Annotated in this window: 21 protein-coding genes; 19 read left to right on the forward strand and 2 right to left on the reverse strand. The window is 29.4% G+C overall.

The window, feature by feature from the left end; genetic code table 11:
• The coding region (gene tarA / locus HMPREF2647_RS04580; protein WP_176746909.1) for an N-acetylglucosaminyldiphosphoundecaprenol N-acetyl-beta-D-mannosaminyltransferase TarA at positions 1-732 on the forward strand (732 nt) is incomplete at its 5' end.
• A gap of 47 nt (positions 733-779) precedes the next feature.
• Here tarA and tagH read toward each other — a convergent pair.
• Positions 780-1,574, reverse strand: coding sequence for a teichoic acids export ABC transporter ATP-binding subunit TagH (gene tagH / locus HMPREF2647_RS04585; RefSeq protein WP_002449138.1), 795 nt, complete (start codon positions 1,572-1,574; stop codon positions 780-782).
• A 314-nt stretch (positions 1,575-1,888) separates the two neighbouring features.
• On the opposite strand from tagH, the gene HMPREF2647_RS04590 reads away from it, so the two are divergent.
• From HMPREF2647_RS04590 to HMPREF2647_RS04645, 12 genes are all read left to right on the forward strand, one after another.
• Positions 1,889-2,701 carry an ABC transporter permease gene (locus HMPREF2647_RS04590; protein ID WP_049379655.1) on the forward strand — a complete coding sequence of 271 codons (813 nt, stop codon included), beginning with the start codon at positions 1,889-1,891 and terminating at the stop codon, positions 2,699-2,701.
• A gap of 222 nt (positions 2,702-2,923) precedes the next feature.
• Positions 2,924-4,018: a teichoic acid glycerol-phosphate primase TarB gene (gene tarB, locus HMPREF2647_RS04595; RefSeq protein ID WP_025987151.1), complete on the forward strand. Its 1,095-nt coding sequence runs from the start codon at positions 2,924-2,926 to the stop codon at positions 4,016-4,018.
• Positions 4,015-5,079 (forward strand): glycosyltransferase family 2 protein, encoded by a 1,065-nt coding sequence (locus tag HMPREF2647_RS04600; RefSeq protein WP_049415471.1) that lies wholly within the window; start codon positions 4,015-4,017, stop codon positions 5,077-5,079. The genes tarB and HMPREF2647_RS04600 overlap by 4 nt, the downstream gene beginning before the upstream one ends.
• A gap of 105 nt (positions 5,080-5,184) precedes the next feature.
• Positions 5,185-5,583, forward strand: a complete 399-nt coding sequence (tagD, locus tag HMPREF2647_RS04605) for a glycerol-3-phosphate cytidylyltransferase (protein WP_017176012.1) — start codon at positions 5,185-5,187, stop codon at positions 5,581-5,583.
• 306 nt (positions 5,584-5,889) lie between these two features.
• Positions 5,890-7,617: an ABC transporter ATP-binding protein gene (locus HMPREF2647_RS04610; RefSeq protein WP_019834902.1), complete on the forward strand. Its 1,728-nt coding sequence runs from the start codon at positions 5,890-5,892 to the stop codon at positions 7,615-7,617.
• A gap of 154 nt (positions 7,618-7,771) precedes the next feature.
• On the forward strand, positions 7,772-9,943 hold the full coding sequence (locus HMPREF2647_RS10975) for a bifunctional glycosyltransferase/CDP-glycerol:glycerophosphate glycerophosphotransferase (RefSeq protein ID WP_079118803.1): 2,172 nt from the start codon (positions 7,772-7,774) through the stop codon (positions 9,941-9,943).
• Positions 9,944-10,225: 282 nt separating this feature from the next.
• Entirely contained in the window at positions 10,226-11,458 is a 1,233-nt protein-coding gene (locus tag HMPREF2647_RS04620) for a NupC/NupG family nucleoside CNT transporter (RefSeq protein ID WP_017176009.1), read from the forward strand.
• A gap of 514 nt (positions 11,459-11,972) precedes the next feature.
• Positions 11,973-12,806 (forward strand): YitT family protein, encoded by an 834-nt coding sequence (locus HMPREF2647_RS04625; RefSeq protein ID WP_070859580.1) that lies wholly within the window; start codon positions 11,973-11,975, stop codon positions 12,804-12,806.
• Between the two features lie 185 nt (positions 12,807-12,991).
• On the forward strand, positions 12,992-13,783 hold the full coding sequence (locus HMPREF2647_RS04630; RefSeq protein WP_017176007.1) for an ABC transporter ATP-binding protein: 792 nt from the start codon (positions 12,992-12,994) through the stop codon (positions 13,781-13,783).
• Positions 13,784-14,004: 221 nt separating this feature from the next.
• Positions 14,005-14,385 (forward strand): dihydroxyacetone kinase phosphoryl donor subunit DhaM, encoded by a 381-nt coding sequence (gene dhaM, locus HMPREF2647_RS04635; RefSeq protein ID WP_017176006.1) that lies wholly within the window; start codon positions 14,005-14,007, stop codon positions 14,383-14,385.
• A gap of 115 nt (positions 14,386-14,500) precedes the next feature.
• Positions 14,501-15,004: a hypothetical protein gene (locus HMPREF2647_RS04640; protein ID WP_070859583.1), complete on the forward strand. Its 504-nt coding sequence runs from the start codon at positions 14,501-14,503 to the stop codon at positions 15,002-15,004.
• Between the two features lie 268 nt (positions 15,005-15,272).
• The gene (locus HMPREF2647_RS04645) at positions 15,273-16,340 is read left to right on the forward strand and encodes a YkvI family membrane protein (protein WP_049379654.1); all 1,068 of its coding nucleotides are present in this window, start codon (positions 15,273-15,275) and stop codon (positions 16,338-16,340) included.
• A gap of 134 nt (positions 16,341-16,474) precedes the next feature.
• Here the strand turns inward: HMPREF2647_RS04645 and HMPREF2647_RS04650 are convergent, their stop codons facing one another.
• On the reverse strand, positions 16,475-16,981 hold the full coding sequence (locus HMPREF2647_RS04650; RefSeq protein ID WP_017176003.1) for a GNAT family N-acetyltransferase: 507 nt from the start codon (positions 16,979-16,981) through the stop codon (positions 16,475-16,477).
• Between the two features lie 93 nt (positions 16,982-17,074).
• On the opposite strand from HMPREF2647_RS04650, the gene HMPREF2647_RS04655 reads away from it, so the two are divergent.
• The 6 genes from HMPREF2647_RS04655 to HMPREF2647_RS04680 all read left to right on the forward strand — a co-directional run bounded on the left by HMPREF2647_RS04655 (position 17,075) and on the right by HMPREF2647_RS04680 (position 23,493).
• Complete coding sequence (locus HMPREF2647_RS04655) at positions 17,075-17,998, forward strand: NAD(P)H-binding protein (RefSeq protein WP_070859586.1); 924 nt, start codon at positions 17,075-17,077, stop codon at positions 17,996-17,998.
• A gap of 14 nt (positions 17,999-18,012) precedes the next feature.
• Positions 18,013-18,687, forward strand: a complete 675-nt coding sequence (graR, locus tag HMPREF2647_RS04660) for a response regulator transcription factor GraR/ApsR (RefSeq protein WP_017176001.1) — start codon at positions 18,013-18,015, stop codon at positions 18,685-18,687.
• The gene (locus HMPREF2647_RS04665) at positions 18,680-19,720 is read left to right on the forward strand and encodes a sensor histidine kinase (RefSeq protein ID WP_070859589.1); all 1,041 of its coding nucleotides are present in this window, start codon (positions 18,680-18,682) and stop codon (positions 19,718-19,720) included. Before graR ends, HMPREF2647_RS04665 begins: the two co-directional genes overlap by 8 nt.
• A 253-nt stretch (positions 19,721-19,973) precedes the next feature.
• Complete coding sequence (locus tag HMPREF2647_RS04670) at positions 19,974-20,735, forward strand: ABC transporter ATP-binding protein (RefSeq protein ID WP_017175999.1); 762 nt, start codon at positions 19,974-19,976, stop codon at positions 20,733-20,735.
• Positions 20,725-22,614, forward strand: coding sequence for an FtsX-like permease family protein (locus HMPREF2647_RS04675; protein ID WP_070859592.1), 1,890 nt, complete (start codon positions 20,725-20,727; stop codon positions 22,612-22,614). Before HMPREF2647_RS04670 ends, HMPREF2647_RS04675 begins: the two co-directional genes overlap by 11 nt.
• Positions 22,615-22,875: 261 nt before the next feature.
• Complete coding sequence (locus tag HMPREF2647_RS04680) at positions 22,876-23,493, forward strand: DUF47 domain-containing protein (RefSeq protein WP_002449132.1); 618 nt, start codon at positions 22,876-22,878, stop codon at positions 23,491-23,493.
• The last annotated feature ends 6 nt before the right edge of the window (positions 23,494-23,499 follow it).

Genomic DNA, 23,499 nt, shown 5'->3' on the forward strand with positions numbered 1-23,499 from the left:
GATAAAGTAGATGTATTAGGCGTACAATTCGATAATGTGACAATGTTGGATATGGTTGAAAATATTAAACATTTTTTTGAAAATAATACAAATGATAACTTGTTTATTGTAACTGCTAATCCTGAAATCGTAGTGTATGCTTCTGAACATGTAACCTATAGAAAGCTTATAAATAGTGCAAGTTATATCATTGCGGATGGTACAGGTGTAGTTAAAGCTTCTAATAGATTAAAACAACCATTAAAGCGACGTGTACCAGGTATTGAACTTATGGAAGAATGTATTAAATTTGCACACGAGCAAAGTCAAAAGGTATACTTGTTAGGATCAAAAAATGAAATTGTTGCGCAAGCACAACATAAATTACAACAGAAATATCCTAATGTTACTTTTGAGTATCATCATGGGTATATTGATCTGTCAGATGAAACTGTAGTGAAAAGAATTCAACGTTTCAATCCTGACTATTTATTTGTTGGAATGGGCTTTCCAAAACAAGAAGAATGGATTCAAAAAAATGAAAGTAATTTTAAGCATACAGTAATGATGGGGGTAGGTGGCTCGTTAGAAGTGTTTAGTGGTACTAAAAAAAGAGCGCCCCGTCTTTTTAGGAATTTAAATATTGAATGGGTCTACCGATTACTTATTGACTGGAAGCGAATAGGTCGTATAAAAAGTATTCCTAAATTTATGTTTAAAGTTTGGAAATTGCAGAATAAGAAGAAAAAATAAAAGAGGATGAGACTTAAGCCTATGAATCGCTTAGGTCTCTACCTCTTTTACTTTACAACAAACCGTTTTTCATCAAGTTGTTGTCTAAATGCTTTTTGATCTTTTTTAGATTTTTTCTTAAAATCTTTTAAAAATTGCTCATATTTAGGTAACACTGTATCTAATTCACCAAATTCTTTTAGCTTTCCACCTTCAATCCAAGCGATTTTAGTACAGAATTCACGCACTTGTCTGATATTATGACTTACAAAGAAAATCGTTTTATTTGCTTCTTTAAACTCATATATTTTATCTAAACATTTTTGAGTAAATGTTTGATCGCCAACAGATAGTGCTTCATCGATAACTAAAATGTCAGGATTAATCGTTACATTGATAGAGAAACCAAGTTTCGCACGCATACCGCTTGAATAGTTTTTAACAGGTTGATAAATGAATTCGCCAAGCTCACTAAATTCAATAACTTGAGGCATAAGTCTTTTAATTTCTTTCTTTTTAAACCCCATACAAAGCATTTTAAATTCAATATTTTCAATGCCCGTCAGTTTCCCATTTAAACCGGCATTAATGGCGATGACACTTACTTCACCATGACGATCTATATTTCCAGAACTTGGAGATAATGAACCACCAATCATATTGCTTAACGTGGATTTTCCTGAACCATTTATACCTACTAAACCAATCACATCACCTTCATAAGCAGTAATAGACACATCATTTAAAGCAAAGAAGGTTTTGTTTTTATTTTTAGGAATTAACGCATCTTTGATACGTTCTTTATTATTGCGATATATTCGATATTCTTTTGTCACATGATTTATGTTAACAGATACGCTCATGATTTTTCCTTTCTTATGATTTATTATATAGATTATAATACATCACTCAATAGTTGTTAAATTTATTAACCTAGTGTAAAGTGTATATGAGATTTTGTATCTTTTTTGTAAACAATATATTAATTTTACTTTCTTTTCTGAATTAAGTCTATCCTAATAAAATTTTCGACGAATAAGTTGCGTAAATATATAATGGATTTATATGAATCATTTTAAACGTTGATTTAGAAATTTTATAATAAAACGATTTTAATCAGTAGTTAAAGAAATTAAAAGCCATTATGAATTTACAATTGAAAGTGTGGTTTATTTCAATGTCGGCAGTAGGAACTGTTTTTAAAGAACATATAAAAAACTTTTATTTAGTGCAACGACTTGCACAATTTCAAATTAAAATAACAAATACAAATAATTACTTAGGTATGGCTTGGGAATTACTTAACCCAGCACTTCAAATTATGGTGTATTGGTTTGTCTTCGGTATGGGAATTCGTAGTAATCAACCGATACATGGCATTCCATTTATTTTATGGTTACTAGTAGGAATTAGCATGTGGTTCTTTGTTAACCAAGGTATTCTTGAAGGTACGAAATCAGTATCTATGAAGTTTAACCAAGTAGCGAAAATGAATTTTCCTTTATCAATTATTCCAACTTATATCGTAACAAGTAAATTTTATGGCCATATTGGCTTATTAGCACTTATTATTGCAATTTGTATGGGAAATGGTATTATGCCGTCTATCCATATTGTACAATTGTTAATTTACGTACCACTAACATTTTTCTTTGTGGCTTCTGTAGCACTTTTTACTTCAACACTTGGAATCATTGTTCGTGACACACAGATGATTATGCAAGCATTACTAAGAATTTTATTCTATATGTCTCCTATTTTATGGATACCAAAAGATACTGGAATTAGTAGCGTAATTAATGACATTATGAAATTTAACCCTGTATACTTTTTAGCTGAGTCTTACCGTGCAGCAATTTTATTCCATCAATGGTACTTTATTGAACATTGGAGATTACTTCTTTATAATATGATTATTATTTTAGTATTCTTTGTATTAGGGTCTATATTACATCGTAGATATCGAGATCATTTTGCAGATTTCTTATAAAATGTGTGCTAGATAAATCAATACTTACATTTATTAGTAGAGAGCCTGAAATGTATTAGATTGCATTTCAAGCTCTTTAGTATATATATCATGAATAAATATAAAATATCGACGATGTCGATAGAGATGTATGTGAAAAGGATAAGGAGTAGAGACAAAATCAATGTATTTCTGTCCTACTCTTTCTTTATAAATTATTTTATTAACGAGTAAGGGGATTAAATGATGACAAGAGTAGTGATAAAAAATATTTATATGACACTTATTACTATCGTAAACCAAATTTTTAGATTTAAACGACTAAAATCGAATCATATTGCGATTTTAATGACATTTCCCGAAGACGTTATGCCAATAATTGAGCAATTAAATCAGAAAGGTTATGAATTAACAGTCATTGCTAAAGAAAAAGAATGGGCTAAGCTAAAGCAATTTAAAAATGTATCTTTTGTTCCTGCAGGAAATAATCATATAGTGAGACATATCAAGACGATAAGTACAGCAAAAGTGATTGTGATTGATACATATTATCTTATGCTCGGAGGGTATCATAAGAAAAAAGGACAGACCATCATCCAAACATGGCATGCTTCAGGTGCTTTAAAAAATTTTGGTTTAACGGATCATCAAGTAGATTTAAATAATAAAAAAATGGTTCAACAATATAAAAGCGTTTATAAGGCTACTGATTATTATTTAGTCGGTGGAGAAGAGATGAGTAAATGTTTTGAAAGTGCTTTTGACGCTAAGCGCACTCAAATGCTTAAGTTGGGTCTACCTCGATTAACCAAATATTTTAAACTAGACCTTAAGACGGAGCAAAAAAAGTTAAAAAAATATTATAATATTCCTAATAAATTAGCATTATATGTGCCTACTTATCGTGAAAATCAAATGGATAATCGTCAAATTGATAAAGTATATTTTGAAAAGCAATTACCCAACTATACTCTCATTAATCAACTTCATCCATCAATCCCTAATAGTGAGCATATTGCGCCAACATCAGAACTAATAATGATGGCTGATATTATTATTAGTGATTATAGCTCTCTACCAATAGAAGCTAGTTTACTCAATAAGCCTACATTATTTTATGTATTTGACGAAGAAGAGTATGAAGAGGTACGTGGATTGAATCAATTTTATCGCGATATTCCAACATTTTATAAAGTGAAACATATAGATGAATTAGTGACTAAGATTAAATATAATGAAAAAGAAATAAAACCATTATTTAAAAATTGGCATAAATATAATAGTGAAAAAAGCTTAGAAAACGTATTGAAATTTATTGAAAAGTTGGTGAAAGAATGAAATTAGCGGTTATTATTCCAGTATACAATGCTGAAAATACAATTCGAAAAGCAGTTAAATCGATTGATACAACACATGACGTAGAAATTATTTGTATTAACGATGGATCAACAGATCGTACAAAACAAGTGTTAACTGAATTGCAAAAAGAAGTTAAACATCTCATTGTTTATCATCAAGACAATCAAGGAGCGGCAAAAAGTAGAAATATGGGTCTTTCTGCAATGTCAGATGATATCGATGCGTTTATGTTCTTAGATGCAGATGATCAATTTTTACCTGGAAAAATGGATCAAATGATTCAATATTATGAAAAAAATGAGCATCTAGATATTGTGATTGGGCAAATCGGTAGAGGATTGAATGGCGACTGGAAAGTTATTCCAACACACGAAGACATTCATCGTGAAGCAATAGTTTCTTTAGCAGAAGCGCCAGAAATACTTCAATCTATTGGACCAGGTGGCAAGTTATTCAAAGCTAAATTTAATACACTAAGATTCGATGAAGATGTAGTATTTTGTGAAGAACATACATTTGTCACTCGTGCTTATTTAATGGCAAGGGATATCCAACTAGTTCCTTTTATAGTATATGGATACAATGAGCGAGAAGGTTCTATTACAGATCAACGTGCAGATACGTTTATATCTTACTTAGAAGATGCTAGAAAAGTTCGACGTGAAGTCATGGATATGTTATTACTTGTCAACGAAAAAGCATATTATAGTTATCGAATGGATGACTTAATTGTCAGCTATCTCATTCAAGCATATTTAATAAAATACAGTAAAGTGACACTTCAAATTATAGACAAAATCACTCAATATATCAGAGATATGCAACATACAAATTATTCTGGAGAAGCGTTGTTTAGAATAGTACAAGCCGTAGAGCAAAGTGCGACTCATTGGACACGTGAGACATATGAGTTATGGAGACATACACTTATTGATGTAGGAATTGGGAGACCTGGTTTTTTACGTTTTCAAGCACAAGTAATGCCTAAAAAATTAGCATTCAGTGGAAAGCAATCATTGAAACGTATAATGAATAAGTAAATGAGAAAGGGTCTGGTCAATATAAAATTAATGGTATGTTAAATATATTTATGCTAAATTAAGATTATTAATTAATGTTAAATATTTGTAAAGGAGAAAGGAAATATGAGAAGAGTCATTACATATGGTACATATGATTTATTACATTATGGTCATATAGAATTACTAAGAAGAGCTCGTGAAATGGGTGATTATTTAATTGTAGCTTTATCTACAGATGAATTTAACCAAATTAAAAATAAAAAATCTTATTATGATTTTGAACAACGTAAAATGATGTTAGAATCTATTCGTTACGTTGATTTAGTGATTCCAGAAGATGGATGGGGTCAAAAAGAAACAGACGTTGATCGTTATGATGTTGATGTGTTTGTTATGGGCCATGACTGGGAAGGTCAATTTGACTTCCTAAAAGACAAATGTGAAGTTGTATACCTAAAACGCACGGAGGGTATTTCAACAACTAAAATTAAACAAGAGCTATACGGAAAAGATGCAAAATAATAATGTATTGAAGGCATATATAAACGCCTTAGAAGTTTAGCTATGTCTCAATCTTTGATTAAATCAAGTAGATAACAATAATTTGTTTGATTTGACTCATCCTTTTGGGAGTGAACAGTGAATTCAAAACGAATTCTAGGGCACTCCTATTTTTATGTAATAAAACATTTTAAATAAAATGCTATACTAAGAACAATCAATCAAATTACCAGTTAAAATACATTTTAATGTACATTTAAATTAGGATAAACACTAAATATAATATCAAAAATACAAATACAAATTGATGATTAAAGAGGTTTATTTATGAAACAACACAATCCATTATTTTTTCTATTTAAACGATTGTCTTGGCCTTATGGTTTAATAATAACTGCTGTTATCATTTCTTCGTTAGGAAGTCTTAGCGGATTATTGATTCCACTGTTTACAGGTCGCTTAGTAGATAAATTTTCTACTAATAATATTAATTGGAATATTGTCGTTCTATTTGCAAGTATATTTATCATTAATGCATTACTTAGCGGTTTAGGTATTTACCTCTTAAGTAAAATTGGAGAAAAAATGATTTATGGTATTCGTTCATTATTGTGGGAGCACATGATTAAACTGAAAATGCCATTTTTTGACAAAAATGAAAGTGGTCAGTTGATGAGTCGTTTAACTGATGATACTAAGGTCATTAACGATTTTATCTCTCAAAAATTACCACAATTACTACCAGCTATTATCACATTGATTGGTTCTATTATTATGCTGTTTATTATGGACTGGCAAATGACTTTACTGACTTTCATAGCTATTCCAATATTTATGGGTATTATGATTCCACTTGGAAGACGTATGCAAAAAATTTCAAAACATACCCAAGCAGAAATTGCCAATTTTAGTGGGTTATTAGGTCGTGTATTGACAGAAATGCGTTTAGTAAAAATTTCTAATACTGAACAAAAAGAATTAAATAATGCACATTATAACTTAAATGAAATATATAAATTAGGTTTAAGACAAGCAAAAATAGTAGCGATTATTCAACCTATTTCAAGTGTAATTATGTTATTAATGATAGCCATTATTTTAGGATTTGGTGCCATTAGAATTGCTACAGGTGCTATTACAGCAGGTGCTTTAATAGCTATGATTTTTTATGTGATGCAGTTATCTATGCCGCTTATGAACTTATCTACACTCGTTACTGATTACAAAAAAGCTGTAGGTGCAAGTCAACGTATTTATGAAATTATGCAAGAACCCGTTGAACCGATGGAACAGTTAAAACCCATTGCTAATATCAACATTGAGAATGGAGCACTTGAATTTAATAACGTAGAATTTAAATATGATGTAAAAACGATTCTTGATCATGTATCATTTCGTATACCTCAGGGTGACATTAGTGCTTTTGTTGGTCCTTCAGGTTCTGGGAAAAGTACTATTTTTAATTTAATTGAACGTATGTATGATATCGATAATGGTGATATTACATATGGCAATGAAAGTATTTATGATATTCCAATTACAAATTGGCGTAGCAAAATTGGATATGTCATGCAGTCAAACTCTATGATGACAGGAACAATTCGAGATAATATCTTATATGGTATTAACCGTAATGTCTCTGATGAAGAACTAATTAAATATGCAAAACTAGCAAACTGTCATGACTTTATTATGCAATTTGATGAAGGATACGATACATTAGTGGGCGAACGTGGATTAAAACTGTCCGGGGGGCAACGACAACGTATTGATATCGCTAGAAGTTTTGTGAAAAATCCAGACATATTGTTACTTGATGAAGCTACTGCAAATCTTGATAGTGAAAGTGAACAAAAAATTCAAGAAGCTTTAGAAGTATTGATGAAAGGTAGAACAACAATAGTGATTGCACACCGTCTGTCTACGATTAAAAAGGCAGGTCAAATTATTTTTATTGATCAAGGACGTGTGACAGGTGAAGGTACACATGACGAATTAATGAAATATCATGAGAAATATCATCAATTTGTGACTACACAAAATTTAAATAAATAATGGATGTCGAACATCCAAATATCACGATGATAAAGTAATCTATAATTTTACAGTGTAGATGAAAAAATCTTAGACTGATAAGATATAGTTAGTACACAAACACATTGCTTAAAAATTAATTGAATAAACATAAATAAAATTGGAGAGAATGATATTGAATAAACTATCAATAATTATTACATATTTTAATAGTGAAGAATATATTGAAGATTGTATTAATAGCTTAAAAACTCAAAGGAATCAAGATTTTGAGATCATTATTGTAGATGATGGTTCTACGGATCATTCAACACAAATCTTAAATAAAACGTTAGCATCTTATGATAAAGATGTGACGTTTATTCAACTTGAAACAAATACTGGTCATGCACATGCTAGAAATATCGCTTTAGACTTAGCAAAAGGTCAATACGTGATGTTTTTAGATGCGGATGATCAATTAGCCTCATATGCTATTGAATATTATTTAAATCATATTAATGGTTTAGATACATTAATTGCACCGGTACACAAATTTACAATGCAACGTCCTCAATATGTAGATAAAGATAAGATACGTTTGCAGTATCGATCACATCATTCATATCCTAATTCAATTTTACGAAAAGAAACTGCATGTAATATTTTATTTAGAAATGCAATTATTAAAGCACATGACATTAAATTTAATGAAGATTTAAGCATTTTTATTGATAATTCATTTGTATTAGATTATCTGAAATATGCTGAACATTTTGTTAGAATTGTTAATTTTCCGTTTTATTATCGTGGTGAAGTATATGATCCATTTAATGGTAATACATTAAGTGATCAAGATTTTATTGATAAATTTGAAGACTATACAAATAGTTTCTTTGATGCTATACAAAGAACTACAAATAAAGAAGTTAAGAAATTTTTAGTCCAAAGAATGAAAAATGAAATTAAAAAAGGTTTTGATCCTTCGCTTAGAGATATTAAAGCAAGATATATTGCTTTAGAACACACTCTAGTTAAAGTAGTAAAAGCACTAAAATGGAATATCATTAAAGATGGTAAGTTGTTATATAATCTTGAAATCATGTTTTTATCTATGGATGACATTGAGAATGCAAGATATGTGAATGAATTACGTAAAAAAACACGTTTATTTAAAAGTATTCTAACAAACAATAAAATGAAAGAACGTGCTAAATATCAACTTACTGATAATGAAAATATGGTAGATCCACATACGATTATATTTGAGTCATTTGGTGGTAAAAATTACAGTGATAGTCCAAAGTATATATATGAATATATGCAACAACACTATCCACAATATAAATATATTTGGGTCTTTTCTAAGCCTAATAACAATATTATTCCTGGAAATGCAACTAAAGTGAAAAAAGGATCCAAAGAATATTATGAGGCTTATGCTAAAGCGAAATACTGGATTTCGAATGCTCGATTACCATTGTATTTAAATAAAAAAGAGAATCAAATGTATATTCAAACTTGGCACGGTACACCGTTAAAACGTTTAGCAAATGATATGAAAGTGGTAAGAATGCCAGGAACAACAACAGCAAATTATAAAAAGAATTTTTATACAGAAGCATCTCGTTGGAATTATTTAGTATCTCCAAACCGTTATTCTACGGATATCTTTAAGTCTGCTTTTTGGATGAATGAAGAAAGAATTTGGGAAATTGGCTATCCAAGAAATGATGTATTAGTTACAAGACAAAATGATACTGAGTATATAGAACAAATTAAAAAAGATTTAAATTTACCAAAAGATAAAAAAGTCATTATGTATGCGCCAACTTGGAGAGATGATGAATTCGTTAAAAAAGGTCAATATTTATTTGATTTGAAAATAAATTTAGCTAATTTAAAAGAGCAAATTGGAGATGACTATGTCATTTTACTAAGAATGCATTATCTTATTGCAAATGCATTAGATCTAACTGGATACGATGACTTTGCTATTGATGTTTCAAATTATAATGATATTTCAGAATTATATTTAATATCTGATGCGCTTATTACTGACTACTCGTCAGTGATGTTTGATTATGGTATTTTAAAACGTCCTCAATTTTTCTTTGCTTATGATATCGAAAAATACGATAAAGGTCTTCGTGGCTTCTATATGAATTATATGGAAGATTTACCAGGAGAAATTATTACAGATGAATTTAAACTTGCTGAAGAATTAAAACATTTAGATACACATAAAGAAAAATATAAAGATAAAATTGAAGCGTTCTATAATGATTTTTGTTCAATTGAAAAAGGTCAATCTTCTAAATTTATAGCAGACTATATTCATAATGATATTCATGAAAATGAATCATAAAATCAAATGACATAAAGAATGGGAAAAATTTACTTTGAATTCGTTTTCCCATTCTTTTTCTATATAACCGTATTAAGTTTAAATGGTATTTATGATAAATAACATCAAAAAAGAAAAATAGACAATTATTTTATTAAATATGTTATTTTAACGAACATTTTCTCGTGGTATAATGTTAAATGTATTTTTTACAGAACATTAGTTGTTATTTTATGAAAATAGTACGGTTCTATTTAAGGGTAATGTGATACATATTAATTTTAAAATGTGGGTAGGTGTCTTATGTTTTTACTAATAAATATCATTGGATTACTTGTGTTTTTAGGAATAGCAGTTTTATTTTCTAGAGATCGCAAACATATTCAATGGAAGTCTATATTAATCTTAGTTCTTTTAAATGTATTCTTAGCATGGTTCTTTGTATATTTCCAAATTGGAAGATCGATTGTTGAAGGTTTAGCAGCTGCCATTGCTTGGGTTATTCAATCAGCTCATACTGGAACAGGTTTTGCATTCAGTAGTTTTACAAGTGGTAAACAAATGGATATGGCAGTGAGTGCATTATTTCCAATTTTATTAGTTGTTCCACTATTTGATATTCTTATGTATTTTAATATTCTTCCTAAAATTATTGGAGGAATTGGTTTTGTACTTGCGAAAATTACACGTCAACCTAAATTTGAATCATTCTTTGGTATCGAAATGATGTTTTTAGGAAATACAGAGGCGCTTGCAGTCTCTAATGAACAACTTAAGCGTATGAACGAAATGCGTGTATTAACAGTTGCAATGATGTCAATGAGTTCTATTTCTGGAGCTATTGTAGGTGCCTATGTTCAAATGATTCCTGGTGAATTAGTGTTAACGGCGATTCCTTTAAATATTATTAATGCAATTATTGTCGCTTCTATTTTAAATCCTGTTACTGTTGAAGAAAAAGAAGATATTATCTATAGCATTAATAATGATGAAAAAATTGAACGTCAACCTTTCTTCTCATTTTTAGGAGATTCAGTATTAAATGCAGGTAAATTAGTATTAATTATTATCGCTTTTGTTATTAGTTTTGTCGCGTTGGCTGATTTTTTAGATCGTTTTATTAATTTGATTACTGGATTAGTAGGCAGTTGGATGGGTATGAAAGGTAGTTTTGGTTTAAACCAAATCTTAGGCGTCTTTATGTATCCATTTGCTTTATTGCTTGGCTTACCATGGGGTGAGGCATGGATAGTGGCACAACAGATGTCCAAAAAAATCGTTACAAACGAATTTGTAGTTATGGGTGAAATTACAAAAGTAATTGACACATATAGCGCACATCGTCGTGCAGTGATATCAACATTCTTAGTTTCATTTGCAAACTTCTCTACAATTGGGATGATTGTTGGTACATTAAAGGGTATAGTTGATAAGAAAACATCAGATTTTGTTTCAAAATATGTACCGATGATGTTATTATCAGGTATTTTAGTTTCACTACTTACTGCAGCATTTGTTGGTTTATTTGCATGGTAAGGTATTAAAATTTAAATCATTTTATAGTCAACCATTAGGAGTGAACATTGAATTCGAAAAGAATTCTATGTCACTCCTATTTTTATTATTCATTTTATTGCATGATAAAAACCAAGCATGCAAAGTGAGGAGACACTTTATATACTTGGTTTTTATGGGAAATGAATATTAATGTACTTGTAACGGTAAGGACTAGGTACTGTCACAGTACTTCGAGCAAAATTTGTTTTGTTACTATAAACAACACAAAGGAGATAACTTCTTGTAATTAAGAAGTTATACATAGTATAGCAAACTAATATTTATAAGTAAACGAAAAATTCAGAAAATTTCCACGTATTTTTTATTAGTACATTAGATTTAAAGATGAATATGTATCTTATTTAAATTAAATCTTTATATTTTAAGATATTTAAAATTTATTAATACATTTATTTTTAAAAAGCATATTGTAGGGAATGATGAGACTATGCTAACATTTTAATCGTTATAGTCGTAAAAGGAGTGAGTGTTTTTGAACAAAAATATAAAAAATATACTTTTAGTTATACTAGGCTCTTTTATCTTTTCAGCAGGAGTCAATGCATTTATTATATCAGGTAATTTAGGTGAAGGTGGCGTCACAGGTATTACTATTGTATTATATTACGCTTTTCATATTTCACCAGCGCTCACTAACTTCGTTGCTAATGCAATATTGATTGTTATTGGGTATAAATTTTTAAGTAAAAAAAGTACGATATTAACAATTATTGCTACTGTACTTATTTCTGTTTTCTTAAGTCTTACAGAATCATGGCACGTAGAAACAGGTAATGTCATCATCAATGCAGTATTTGGCGGCACAAGTGTTGGACTAGGTATTGGAATAATCGTTTTAGCAGGTGGCACTACAGCTGGAACAACAATATTAGCAAGAATAGCTAATAAATACTTAGATGTTAGTACAGCATACGCATTATTATTTTTTGATTTAATCGTAGTAGTCATTTCTTTAACAGTACTACCGTTAAGTAAAGCATTGGTAACTGTGATTTCACTTTATATAGGCACGAAAGTAATGGATTATGTTATAGAAGGACTTAATACAAAAAAAGCAATGACAATTATTTCTAGCAAACCTGAAGAGGTAGCTAAGGCTATTGATGAACAAGTTGGTAGAGGCCTTACTATATTGAATGGACATGGTTATTATAGTAGAGAAGAAAAAGACGTTTTGTATGTTGTTGTAGCTAAAACTCAAGTAACTCGTGCCAAACGAATTATAAAAAAAATAGATAAGAATGCTTTCTTGGTTATTCATGACGTGCGTGATGTTTATGGAAATGGTTTTTTAATCGATGAATAAAAAAGGGCCCTAAAAATTTGAGGCGTTTTATGTATATCTCAGATTTTTAGGGTTATTTTTTATAATCGTCTCATAGTAAAAAGAATAGTCAAAAATGTGTATAAATGGTATAATAGCAATAATTAATTGAGAACGATTATCAATAGATGTCGTAAATATTTTTTGTACAAAGGTAGGGCCTATATATGAATCGTTTAAATGCATCTCAAGTAGATATAGGATATAGAAATACGACAATTATAAAAGAATTAGATGTTCAAATACGTGATGGTAAAGTCACATCAATTATTGGACCGAATGGTTGTGGGAAATCTACATTATTGAAAGCACTCTCAAGACTGATTGAAGTGAAAAAAGGAGAAGTATTACTTGATAATCAAAACATTCAACATCAATCTACAAAAGAAGTAGCTAAAAAAATTGCAATTTTACCTCAAACTCCAACAGTGACTGACAGTATAACAGTTGAAGAACTCGTTTCATATGGACGTTTTCCTCATCAAAAAGGATTTGGACGATTATCTAAAAAAGATAAAGATGAAATTGAATGGTCATTAAACGTAACAGGCATTACAGAATTTCGTCATCAATCGATTAATGATTTAAGTGGGGGACAAAGACAACGTGTATGGATAGCAATGGCTTTAGCACAAAAAACAGATATTATTTTTCTTGATGAACCTACAACGTACTTAGATATTTCTCATCAGTTAGAAATTTTAGAATTGGTGCAACATTTGAATAAAGAATTAGGGTGTACGATCGTTATGGTCTTACATGATATCAATCAGGCAATTCGATTTTCGGATTATTTGTTAATCATGAAAGAAGGACACATTATAGATAATGGACCTACTGACCAAGTATTATCTAAAGAGATATTAGAAAGTGTGTTTAATATAGATGCAGTATTAGGAAAAGATCCTAGAACAGGGAAACCACTTTTAGTCACTTACAATTTACTTGAAAAAAGATAAGATTGATTATAACTTCAGCAATATAGCTACAATTATTATGATGTTGGATACCTATCTCAGTCATTTTTAATGTATAGGCAGTCAATGACTAATATTTTGTCTAATACACAAATATTCGCGCTTTCAGATAAGTTATTTTATAATGAAAACACACGTTGATTAAGGTTCACTTTAATAAAAAATCAAATTCGTTATTTAATTGATTGACTGGAGTTGAAATGATGACAACTATAGTTATTATTAGTCATAGTGAAGAAATAGCTAAGGGAACTAAAAATTTATTAAATAAAATGACAAATGACATAAATGTGATTGCTTATGGTGGAGTAAATGGTGAAATTGGAACTTCATATGATGATATTGAACAATTGATTAATCAGTTAGATGATGATGCATTATGTTTTTATGATTTAGGATCATCAGAAATGAATATCGATTTAGCAATTGATATGTATAAAGGTAAGTATCATATTTACAAAGTAAATGCACCCATTGTAGAAGGAAGTTTTACAGCAGCAATGTCTTTAAGTGTTGGTAAAACTGCTAATGAAGCGATTCAAGAAGTGAATCGTTCTTCATTTAAGTCTACAGCATTTAAATAAGTAATGATAAATTTTGATGTTTTTTTTATATAAAAAAAAGGTTATAAAATGATTATCCAAAATGAATATGGTAAAATAAATAGCATGATATTGATGATGAAAGTAGGTGGACATTATGCTACAAGAAGATATTAAATTTTACGTTCTGAACGGTAAATTTGAAGAAATTAAAAATATAATGTCCAATATTGATTTTATGGAATTCGAAGAAGTATATATATCCTGTGCTCATGAACAAGAAAACATTATGTTTTATACTTGTATATTAGATATGATGAAGGCTAATGAAACAGCAGAATTACATGATTTAGCATTTTTATTATTAGTCTATCCTTTGAGTGAAGTGGAAGGTGCTTTAGAAGCGGCATATTATCATGCAGATGCTTCTATTCAGTTAACAAATGGTAAAGAAATAAAAAGTTTGCTTCAAATGCTATTATTATATGCTATACCTGATCCAATTATTTCAGATTCTGAAGCGTTTAAAGTAGCTAAACAACTTTTAAAATTAGATCCTAATAATCATGTAGCAAGAAATGTGTTAAAAGATTCAGCTAAACGCATGGATAATGTTATAGTAAATTTTGATGAATTAAAGAAATTTGGAAGTTCAAAATAATATAGTGAAATAAGAGAGTTAGATAATGAATAACCATAGTTATTCATTTTATCTAACTCTTTTTTAATAATATTTTACTTAGTAACTCAAATATAATTTTTTGTGACAAATTATTAAAAATATTAAATTTTTTAAATTGTTTGTAAGGGTATTAACACTAGTATTTAGAAGCGATAAGCGTTGTCTCGCAACGTTTATGCACTGTTGCATAATATTATTAGTACGTTATAATTTTGAATGTGTCAAAAATAAGGAGGTTAATTAATACATGGGGTTGAATAAAGAATCTATAAAAATAGGTTTTGCTTATGTGGGGATTGTAGTAGGCGCAGGATTCTCTACAGGGCAAGAAGTAATGCAATTCTTCACGCCTTATGGTTTATGGTCATATATTGGCGTGTTAATATCAGGATTAATTTTAGGATTTATAGGACGACAAGTCGCTAAAATTGGAACGGCTTTTGAAGCAACAAACCATGAATCAACATTACAATATTTATTTGGTGAAAAATTCAGTAAAATTTTTGATTATATTCTAGTCTTTTTCTTATTTGGGATTGCTGTAACAATGATTGCAGGTTCAGGCGCAACGTTCGAAGAGAGCTTTGGTATACCTACATGGCTTGGCGCGTTAATTATGACGGTCGTTATTTATTTAACACTATTATTAGACTTTAATAAGATCGTAAGAGCGTTAGGTTTCGTTACACCATTCTTGATTGTCATGGTAGTTCTTATTGCTATATATTATCTATTCGCTGGAAGTATCCCTATCAGTAAAGTTAATAGTACAGTAGATCATCCAAGTTTATTCTTAGGTATTATTAGAGGGTTAATGTACGGTGGATTAGCTTTTGCTGTAGGATTTAGTACGGTTGTGGCGATTGGTGGAGATGCATCTAAACGTCAAGTATCTGGTGCCGGTGCTTTATTTGGTGGTGTAGTGTATACTGTTTTACTTGCACTGATTAACTTTGCACTACAATCAGAATATCCACAAATTAAAAATGAACAAATTCCAACTTTAAAATTGGCGAACGAAATTCATCCATGGCTTGGATTAGTTTTAACAGTGATTATGTTAGCAGTAATGTATAATACTATTTTAGGATTGACTTATTCGTTTGCTGCACGTTTCACTGAGCCATACAGTAAAAAATATCATATATTTATTGTTATTATGATGATTGCAGCCTTTATTTTAAGTTTCGTTGGTTTTGCAGATTTAATCAACTTCTTATATAACATTATGGGCGTAGTTGGATTATTTATTGTGGTAGCAGTGCTTATTAAATATTATTTACGTAAAAGTGATAACAAAGACCACATTGCTTAAAATTAATAAAATAAATAATCCATAAAAAAACTGCCTACAAAGTTAAATAACTCATAGACAGTCTAAAGCAATTCGTGTAATTAACACGAATTGCTTTTTTGCATTTTGAACGTAGCGTATAATACATATTGTAATTAAAGTAGTAATTTAGCCATAATATATTTATTAAAATATTGATTGTTGATCAGTAATTTATTTTTAAGTTCGCCTTCAATATTAAATCCAGCGCCTTTAAGTAGCATGAGTGCGTGTGTATTTTCAGGAACGACTGAAGCTTGAAGACGTTTAATATTATGGTTAAGAGCCCAAGCTTCAACAGCATTAATTAAAGCAAGTCCAATACCTTTTTTTTGATAAAATTTAGTAACACCAAGTGTAATGATTGCTTCGTGTTGTGTACGTTCGTATTTTTCAGTAGTGACGAATATACATCCAACGAGTTGATCATCTTCTTCAGCTACATATATGGTATTTCTCGGAGAAGTGATAACACGCTCTAGAAGATTACTAATAGAAGAAACACTAGGGTTAAATTCTCCAGGATTATAAAGTGTATAATCAGATTCATCATATATTTTAGTTAATAATGTTGTCAAAGCTTCAGTATCTTTTATACTAATTTCACGAATAATATGAGCCATTCGGCTTCCTCCTGAGATAGTAATATAACATATATTATACCAATTATTTAAAAAATATACATATTTAGAATTTTAAAAAGGAGTAACAGAATAATGAAACCTAATGTATTATTAGCGGGTGGTAGTGGTTATATAGGTAAGAATATTAGCAGTGCGATAGAAAATGATGCAAATTTGTTTGCTTTATCTAAATATCCAAATACAAAAAAAGAGTTTAATCATAATATAAAATGGCTAAAAAAAGATATTTATAATTATGAAGATGTTAAATCAGCAATGTCAGGTATGAATATTGCAGTATTTTATTTAGATCCTAATAAAAATTCTGCCAAGCTTACTCAAGCAACTGCACGTGATTTAAATCTCATTGCAGCCGATAATTTTGCAAGAGCAGCAGCACAACAAAAAATAAATAAAATTTTGTACGTAAGCGGTAGTCGCTTTGATAATGAGACAATACAATGTTTAAAAAACTATGGTGTTCCTGTAGAAACGACTGAGACCTATATCAAACGCTCTCATATTAATGTTGAGTTACAAGTGTCTAAATATAATGATATACGGACAGCATTAAGAATGATATTACCTAGGAAATGGTCTTTAGAACAATTAGTCGCTTATTTTTTTAAATGGCTGAATAATACACGTGGTACATTTTTACACACGAAATATATAGAAAATCGATATATAATATATGCTCGTAATGAGTTTAAGCCTCTATTAGTAATGAAGAAAGAAGTAAATGATAATAGTTTAATTACATTTAATTTAGTAGGCGGTTCAATTATAAAAAAACGTTCTAAAAAACAAGGGAAATTGGAATTTCGTCAAATTAAAGGAACGCGTTTAGTAATTGTTCAACTATATGATTATATTCCTAAATTGTTATGGCCACTCTATTATTTTTTTCAAGCTCCCGTACAAGGTTTAATTATGAGAGGGTTTGAAATTGATTGTCGTATTAGGCATTTCAATGGACGTGTGCAATCAGGAGAAAAAATGAAATATACAAAGTGATAGGATGAAAACACATGCAAATATTATTAGTAGAAGATGATCAGACGCTTTTTCAACAACTAAAGAAAGAATTAGAAAATTGGGATTTTTTTGTTTATGGTGTCAATGATTTTAGTAACGTAATGGAAACATATCATAATGTTCAACCAGAAATCGTTATAATGGATGTGCAATTACCTAAATATGACGGATTCTATTGGTGTCGTCAAATTAGACAAGTATCTAATGTGCCTATTTTATTTTTATCGTCACGTGATAATCCTATGGATCAAGTGATGAGTATGGAATTAGGTGCAGATGATTATATGCAAAAGCCTTTTCATACCAACGTACTAATTGCGAAGTTACAAGCAATTTATCGACGCGTATATCAATTTGGCGCAGAAGAAAGACGTACATTAAATTGGCAAGATGCACTAGTAGATCTTTCAAAAGATAGTATTCAAAAAGGCGATAAAATCATTTATTTATCTAAAACTGAAATGATTATTTTAGAAATGTTAATTCAAAAACAAAATCAAATTGTGACTAGAGATACATTAATTACAGCGTTATGGGATGATGAAGCGTTTGTGAGTGATAACACATTAACAGTCAATGTAAATCGATTACGAAAAAAATTATCTGAGATCGATATGGAAACAGAAATTGAAACAAAAGTAGGTAAAGGATATATGGCACATGAGTAATGTGAAATGGTTTTGGCTATTTCTTAAAACACGAAGTAATTGGATATTTTGGATTATATTTTTGCAGTTTGTGTTTTTAGGGATGGCATATATAGACTATGATATGGCAATTGAAAGTGTAGCGTACATTGTCTTATTAAATCTAGGTTTAACTTGTATATTTCTTATTTTTACTTTTTTAAGAGAAGTAAAATTATATCAACATTTTTATAATAATAAGGAAATCGAAGAAATTAAACATAAAGAATTAGCTGAGAATCCATTTCAACAGGAAATGGTGGACTATTTATATCGTAAATTATTGTTTCAAAAAGAAAGAGCTACTGAACAACAAATTCATATACAAGCGTCTGAACAATCGTTAACTGAATTTGTTCACGATATTAAAACACCTGTTACAGCAATGAAATTATTAATTGATCAAGCTGAAGATATGGAACGTAAGAAAGCCTTACTTTATGAATGGTCAAGAGTGAATGAATTATTAGATAAGCAACTTTATTTAACACGTCTTGAATCTAAAAATAGAGATATGTATTTCGAAAAAGTACCATTAAAACGTTTAGTGATCGAAGAAATTCAACTTACGCGGCATATCAGTCAAGTTAAAGGTATTGGCTATGAATTAGAATTTGACACGAATCCAGAAGTATTTACAGATGTAAAATGGTGTCGCATGATGATTAGACAGATTTTATCTAATTCTTTGAAATATTCTCAAGGAAAAGATATTGTGATTCGGTCGTTTGCTAAAAAAGACCATATCGCTTTAGAAATTACTGATTATGGGCGTGGGATTAGTGCTAAAGATTTACCACGTATTTTTGAAAGAGGCTATACTTCTACCGCAAATCGTAATGAAACAACTTCTTCTGGAATTGGTTTATACTTAGTAGAAAGTGTAAGACATCCATTAGGTATTGAAGTAGAGATCGAGTCGACGGTGGGTGAAGGAACAACATTTATTTTAACGTTCCCTATGCAAAACGAAGTCATAGAAAGAATGTCACAAGAGAAATTAAGTCTATCATAAAGACGTTGTTAAAATAGTATATAAGTGCAATTGTTCGCTTTATCGCAAGGAGATATTGGACTTTACTATAAAAAGTTTGGACTAAAACTTATATAATATTTAAAGTAAATACATAAATTAAGCTTATGGAAATATCATTTTAGTGTAATAAGTGAGTAGAACATTGAGTGAAACCTGGGACTTTATAGTGACGTCTCAGGTTCATCTATATCATTCAATAGTTAAAATATATGATAGTGAGGGACATTCTAAATTGACAATATTACAAGCAAAGCAAATTGTTAAAACATATGGGACAAAACAAACGATACAAGAAGTGTTAAGAGGCATTGATTTAAATATTGAAACTGGAGAGTTTGTTTCAATTATGGGACCTTCTGGATCTGGTAAAACAACATTACTTAATGTTTTAAGTTCAATTGATTATTTATCACAAGGATCTGTAATACTAAATGGAAAACAATTGGAAAAGTTATCAAATAAGGAACTATCAGAAATTAGAAAAAAAGATATTGGATTTATTTTTCAAGAATATAATTTATTACATACACTTACTGTAAAAGAAAATATTATGTTGCCTTTATCAGTACTTAAATTAAATAAGGAAGAAATGAATAAACGTTATAGACAAATTACTGAAGCGCTTAATATATATGATATTAGTGACAAATATCCGTCTGAAATTTCAGGGGGACAACGTCAACGAACATCTGCAGCGCGTGCATTTATTACATATCCTAAAATTATTTTTGCGGATGAACCAACAGGCGCTTTAGACTCTAAGAACACTAGGGATTTACTCACACGTTTTGAAAAAATAAATAAAATCTATGATGTAACTATTATTATGGTTACACACGATCCACTTGCAGCAAGTTTTTCTAATCGTGTTGTAATGTTGAAAGATGGCTTAATATTTACTGAAATTTATCAAGGACAAGATAATAAACAATTATTTTATGAAGAAATATTAAGAGCCCAAAGTATATTAGGTGGCAAGATTTATGAGTTTTAGCTATATTATTTGGAGAAATTTCCTAAGAAATATCAAGCACTATGCTATTTATATGTTTTCATTAGTCATTAGTACCGTTTTATATTTTAGTTTTATTACGATTAAATATGTTCATCATCTCCATATACATGAGTCTTTATCTATGATTAGAGAGGGTTCTAAAATAGGAAGTTATTTTCTATTTATAATCATCGTTGTCTTTATTATGTATACCAATATTCTTTTTATTAAAAGACGAAGTTACGAATTGGGACTATTACAGATTATGGGGTTAAATAAAGTAAGTATTATTTATATGTTTATGTTAGAACAATTGTTTATTTTCTTAATCACTGCAGTTTTAGGTGTGATAATAGGGATTGTTGGGTCTAAAATTTTACTTATGATTATATTGAAATTATTAGGTATACATACCTCGGTTTCGCTTGTTTTTAGTGTAGACGCTATAATTCAAACCTTATTTATTTTAATCATTGCATATATTTTAATTATTCTTCAAGCTATCATTTTCTTAAATAAATATTCTGTTATGCAATTAATGGAGTCTGAAGAATATATAGATGAAACAGGTAAACATATTACATTTGGAGAAATTATTCTAGGAATTTTAGGTATTGTTTTCATTTTGGCAGGATATTATTTATCCACACGATTTGTTGAATTATTAGATGATATCGTATTACCTTTTATTATTTTATTTTTAACTGTGATCGGAGCTTATTTCTTTTTCAGAAGTTCAGTGTCTCTTATATTAAAAATAATTAAATCATTTAAAAGTGGAAATGTAACTGTAAATGATGTTATTTTCACTTCTTCATTAATGTTTAGGATTAGAAAGAATGCTTTCTCTTTAACAATCATTTCTATTATTTCTGCTATTACCGTATCGGTCCTATGTTTTGCAGCAATTAGTCGAGGATCTTTAAGTAAAGAAATTTCATTAGAATCACCTTATGAAGTAACAACGAACAACGACACCTTGTCTGAAAAGTTAAAATATCAATTAGAGCAACAGCATATTGCATATAACTATAATTATAAGCAAGTAGTATACACGCATTTATATAAAGATCGTCTATTTGATGTAAATGCAGCTAGACCTTATTCCGTGACTGTAACAAGTGAAGATTACTTTTCAAATGTTTCTTTGAAAAAAGGACAAGCAGATTTAATTATCCCAGAAGATGTTATTCCTGACTTAACTAAACATCGACCACACGGGACAACACTGATTGGTACGAAACGACATCATACTAAAGTTCAACTGCAAAAAGTGATTCATAAAGTTTATTTTAAAGAGAGTATAGATTTAGGTGGACCGACACTCGTGCTTAATAACGAGGATTATCAATTTATAAAACAACATGTTAAAAATAAGGACATTATTTCTCAACATGGTTTTGATTTAAAACATACAAAAGATATACCTAGATTAGAAAAGACTATCAATCACATGAATCAGAATTTAAAAACTAGAAGTCAGATAGCAAGCGAAATTTCAAGTTTAACAGGAATTTTATTATTTGTAAGTTCTTTTTTAGGTATTGCATTTCTTATAGCAACTGGATGTATTATCTATATTAAACAAATTGATGAAACTGAAGATGAATTAGAAAATTATTCAATATTACGTAAATTAGGTTTTACTCAAAAAGACATGGCTAGAGGTCTAAAATTGAAAGTGGCGTTTAACTTTGGACTACCTTTAGCTATTGCTTTACTTCATGCATATTTTGCAGCACTTGTATTTATGAAATTTATAGGATTTACAAATCAAACGTCCATTTTTATTGTTATGATTATTTATACAATCGTATATAGTATGTTTGCATTTATTGCTTATAATCATTCTAAGCGAACGATCAATCACTCAATTTAAGAGAGAATATTTCGAGTTTGTAAAGAATTTGTAAATTTATTGTAGAGATGAAAAATTTATGATATTTTCAATTAGAGACAACTTAGGCGTTAAGTAGAAGTGTATCGTAACTGGTATAACATTATATTTACATAAATTTTACAAAAGCTTTCTAAATAATGTTTTAAAATAAGCTATTGTAAATGTAGCTCATTTTTAAATTGTCTTAAATTAAATAATAAACGTGTGATTGATAGCAATCGCTAAAATGGAGGCATTATAATGTTCACTAAGAAAAAGGATAAGTTTATGGTTCAATTAGAAGAAATGGTATTTAATTTGGACCGTGCAGCTGTAGAATTCGGAAAAATGGATTTTAATACCCATTTAGATTTAAAAGCTTATTCTGATAACATTAAAACGTACGAGTCACATGGTGACGAACTTATGCACAAAGTCATTAGCGACTTAAATCAAACATTTATCACTCCTATTGAACGAGAAGACATTCTATCATTGTGTAATGCAATCGATGATGTACTTGATGCAATGGAAGAAACATCTGGAATGTTTGAAATGTATTCAATTGAATATACTGATGAATATATGGCTGAATTTGTTGACAATATTCAAAAAGCTGTCGCTGAAATGAAATTAGCAGTTGGTTTACTTGTTGATAAAAAATTATCTCACATGAGAATTCATTCAATTAATATTAAAGAATTTGAAACAAATTGTGATGGTATATTAAGACAATCAATTAAACATATCTTTAATAGTGAAACCGATCCAATCACTTTAATTAAAATTAAAGATATTTACGAAAGCTTAGAAAATATCGCTGATAAATGTCAAGCTGTTGCTAACAACTTTGAAACAATTATCATGAAAAATAGCTAAGGGAGT

It is taken from the genome of Staphylococcus sp. HMSC035D11 (assembly GCF_001836075.1).
Classification (GTDB): Bacteria; Bacillota; Bacilli; order Staphylococcales; family Staphylococcaceae; genus Staphylococcus; species Staphylococcus hominis.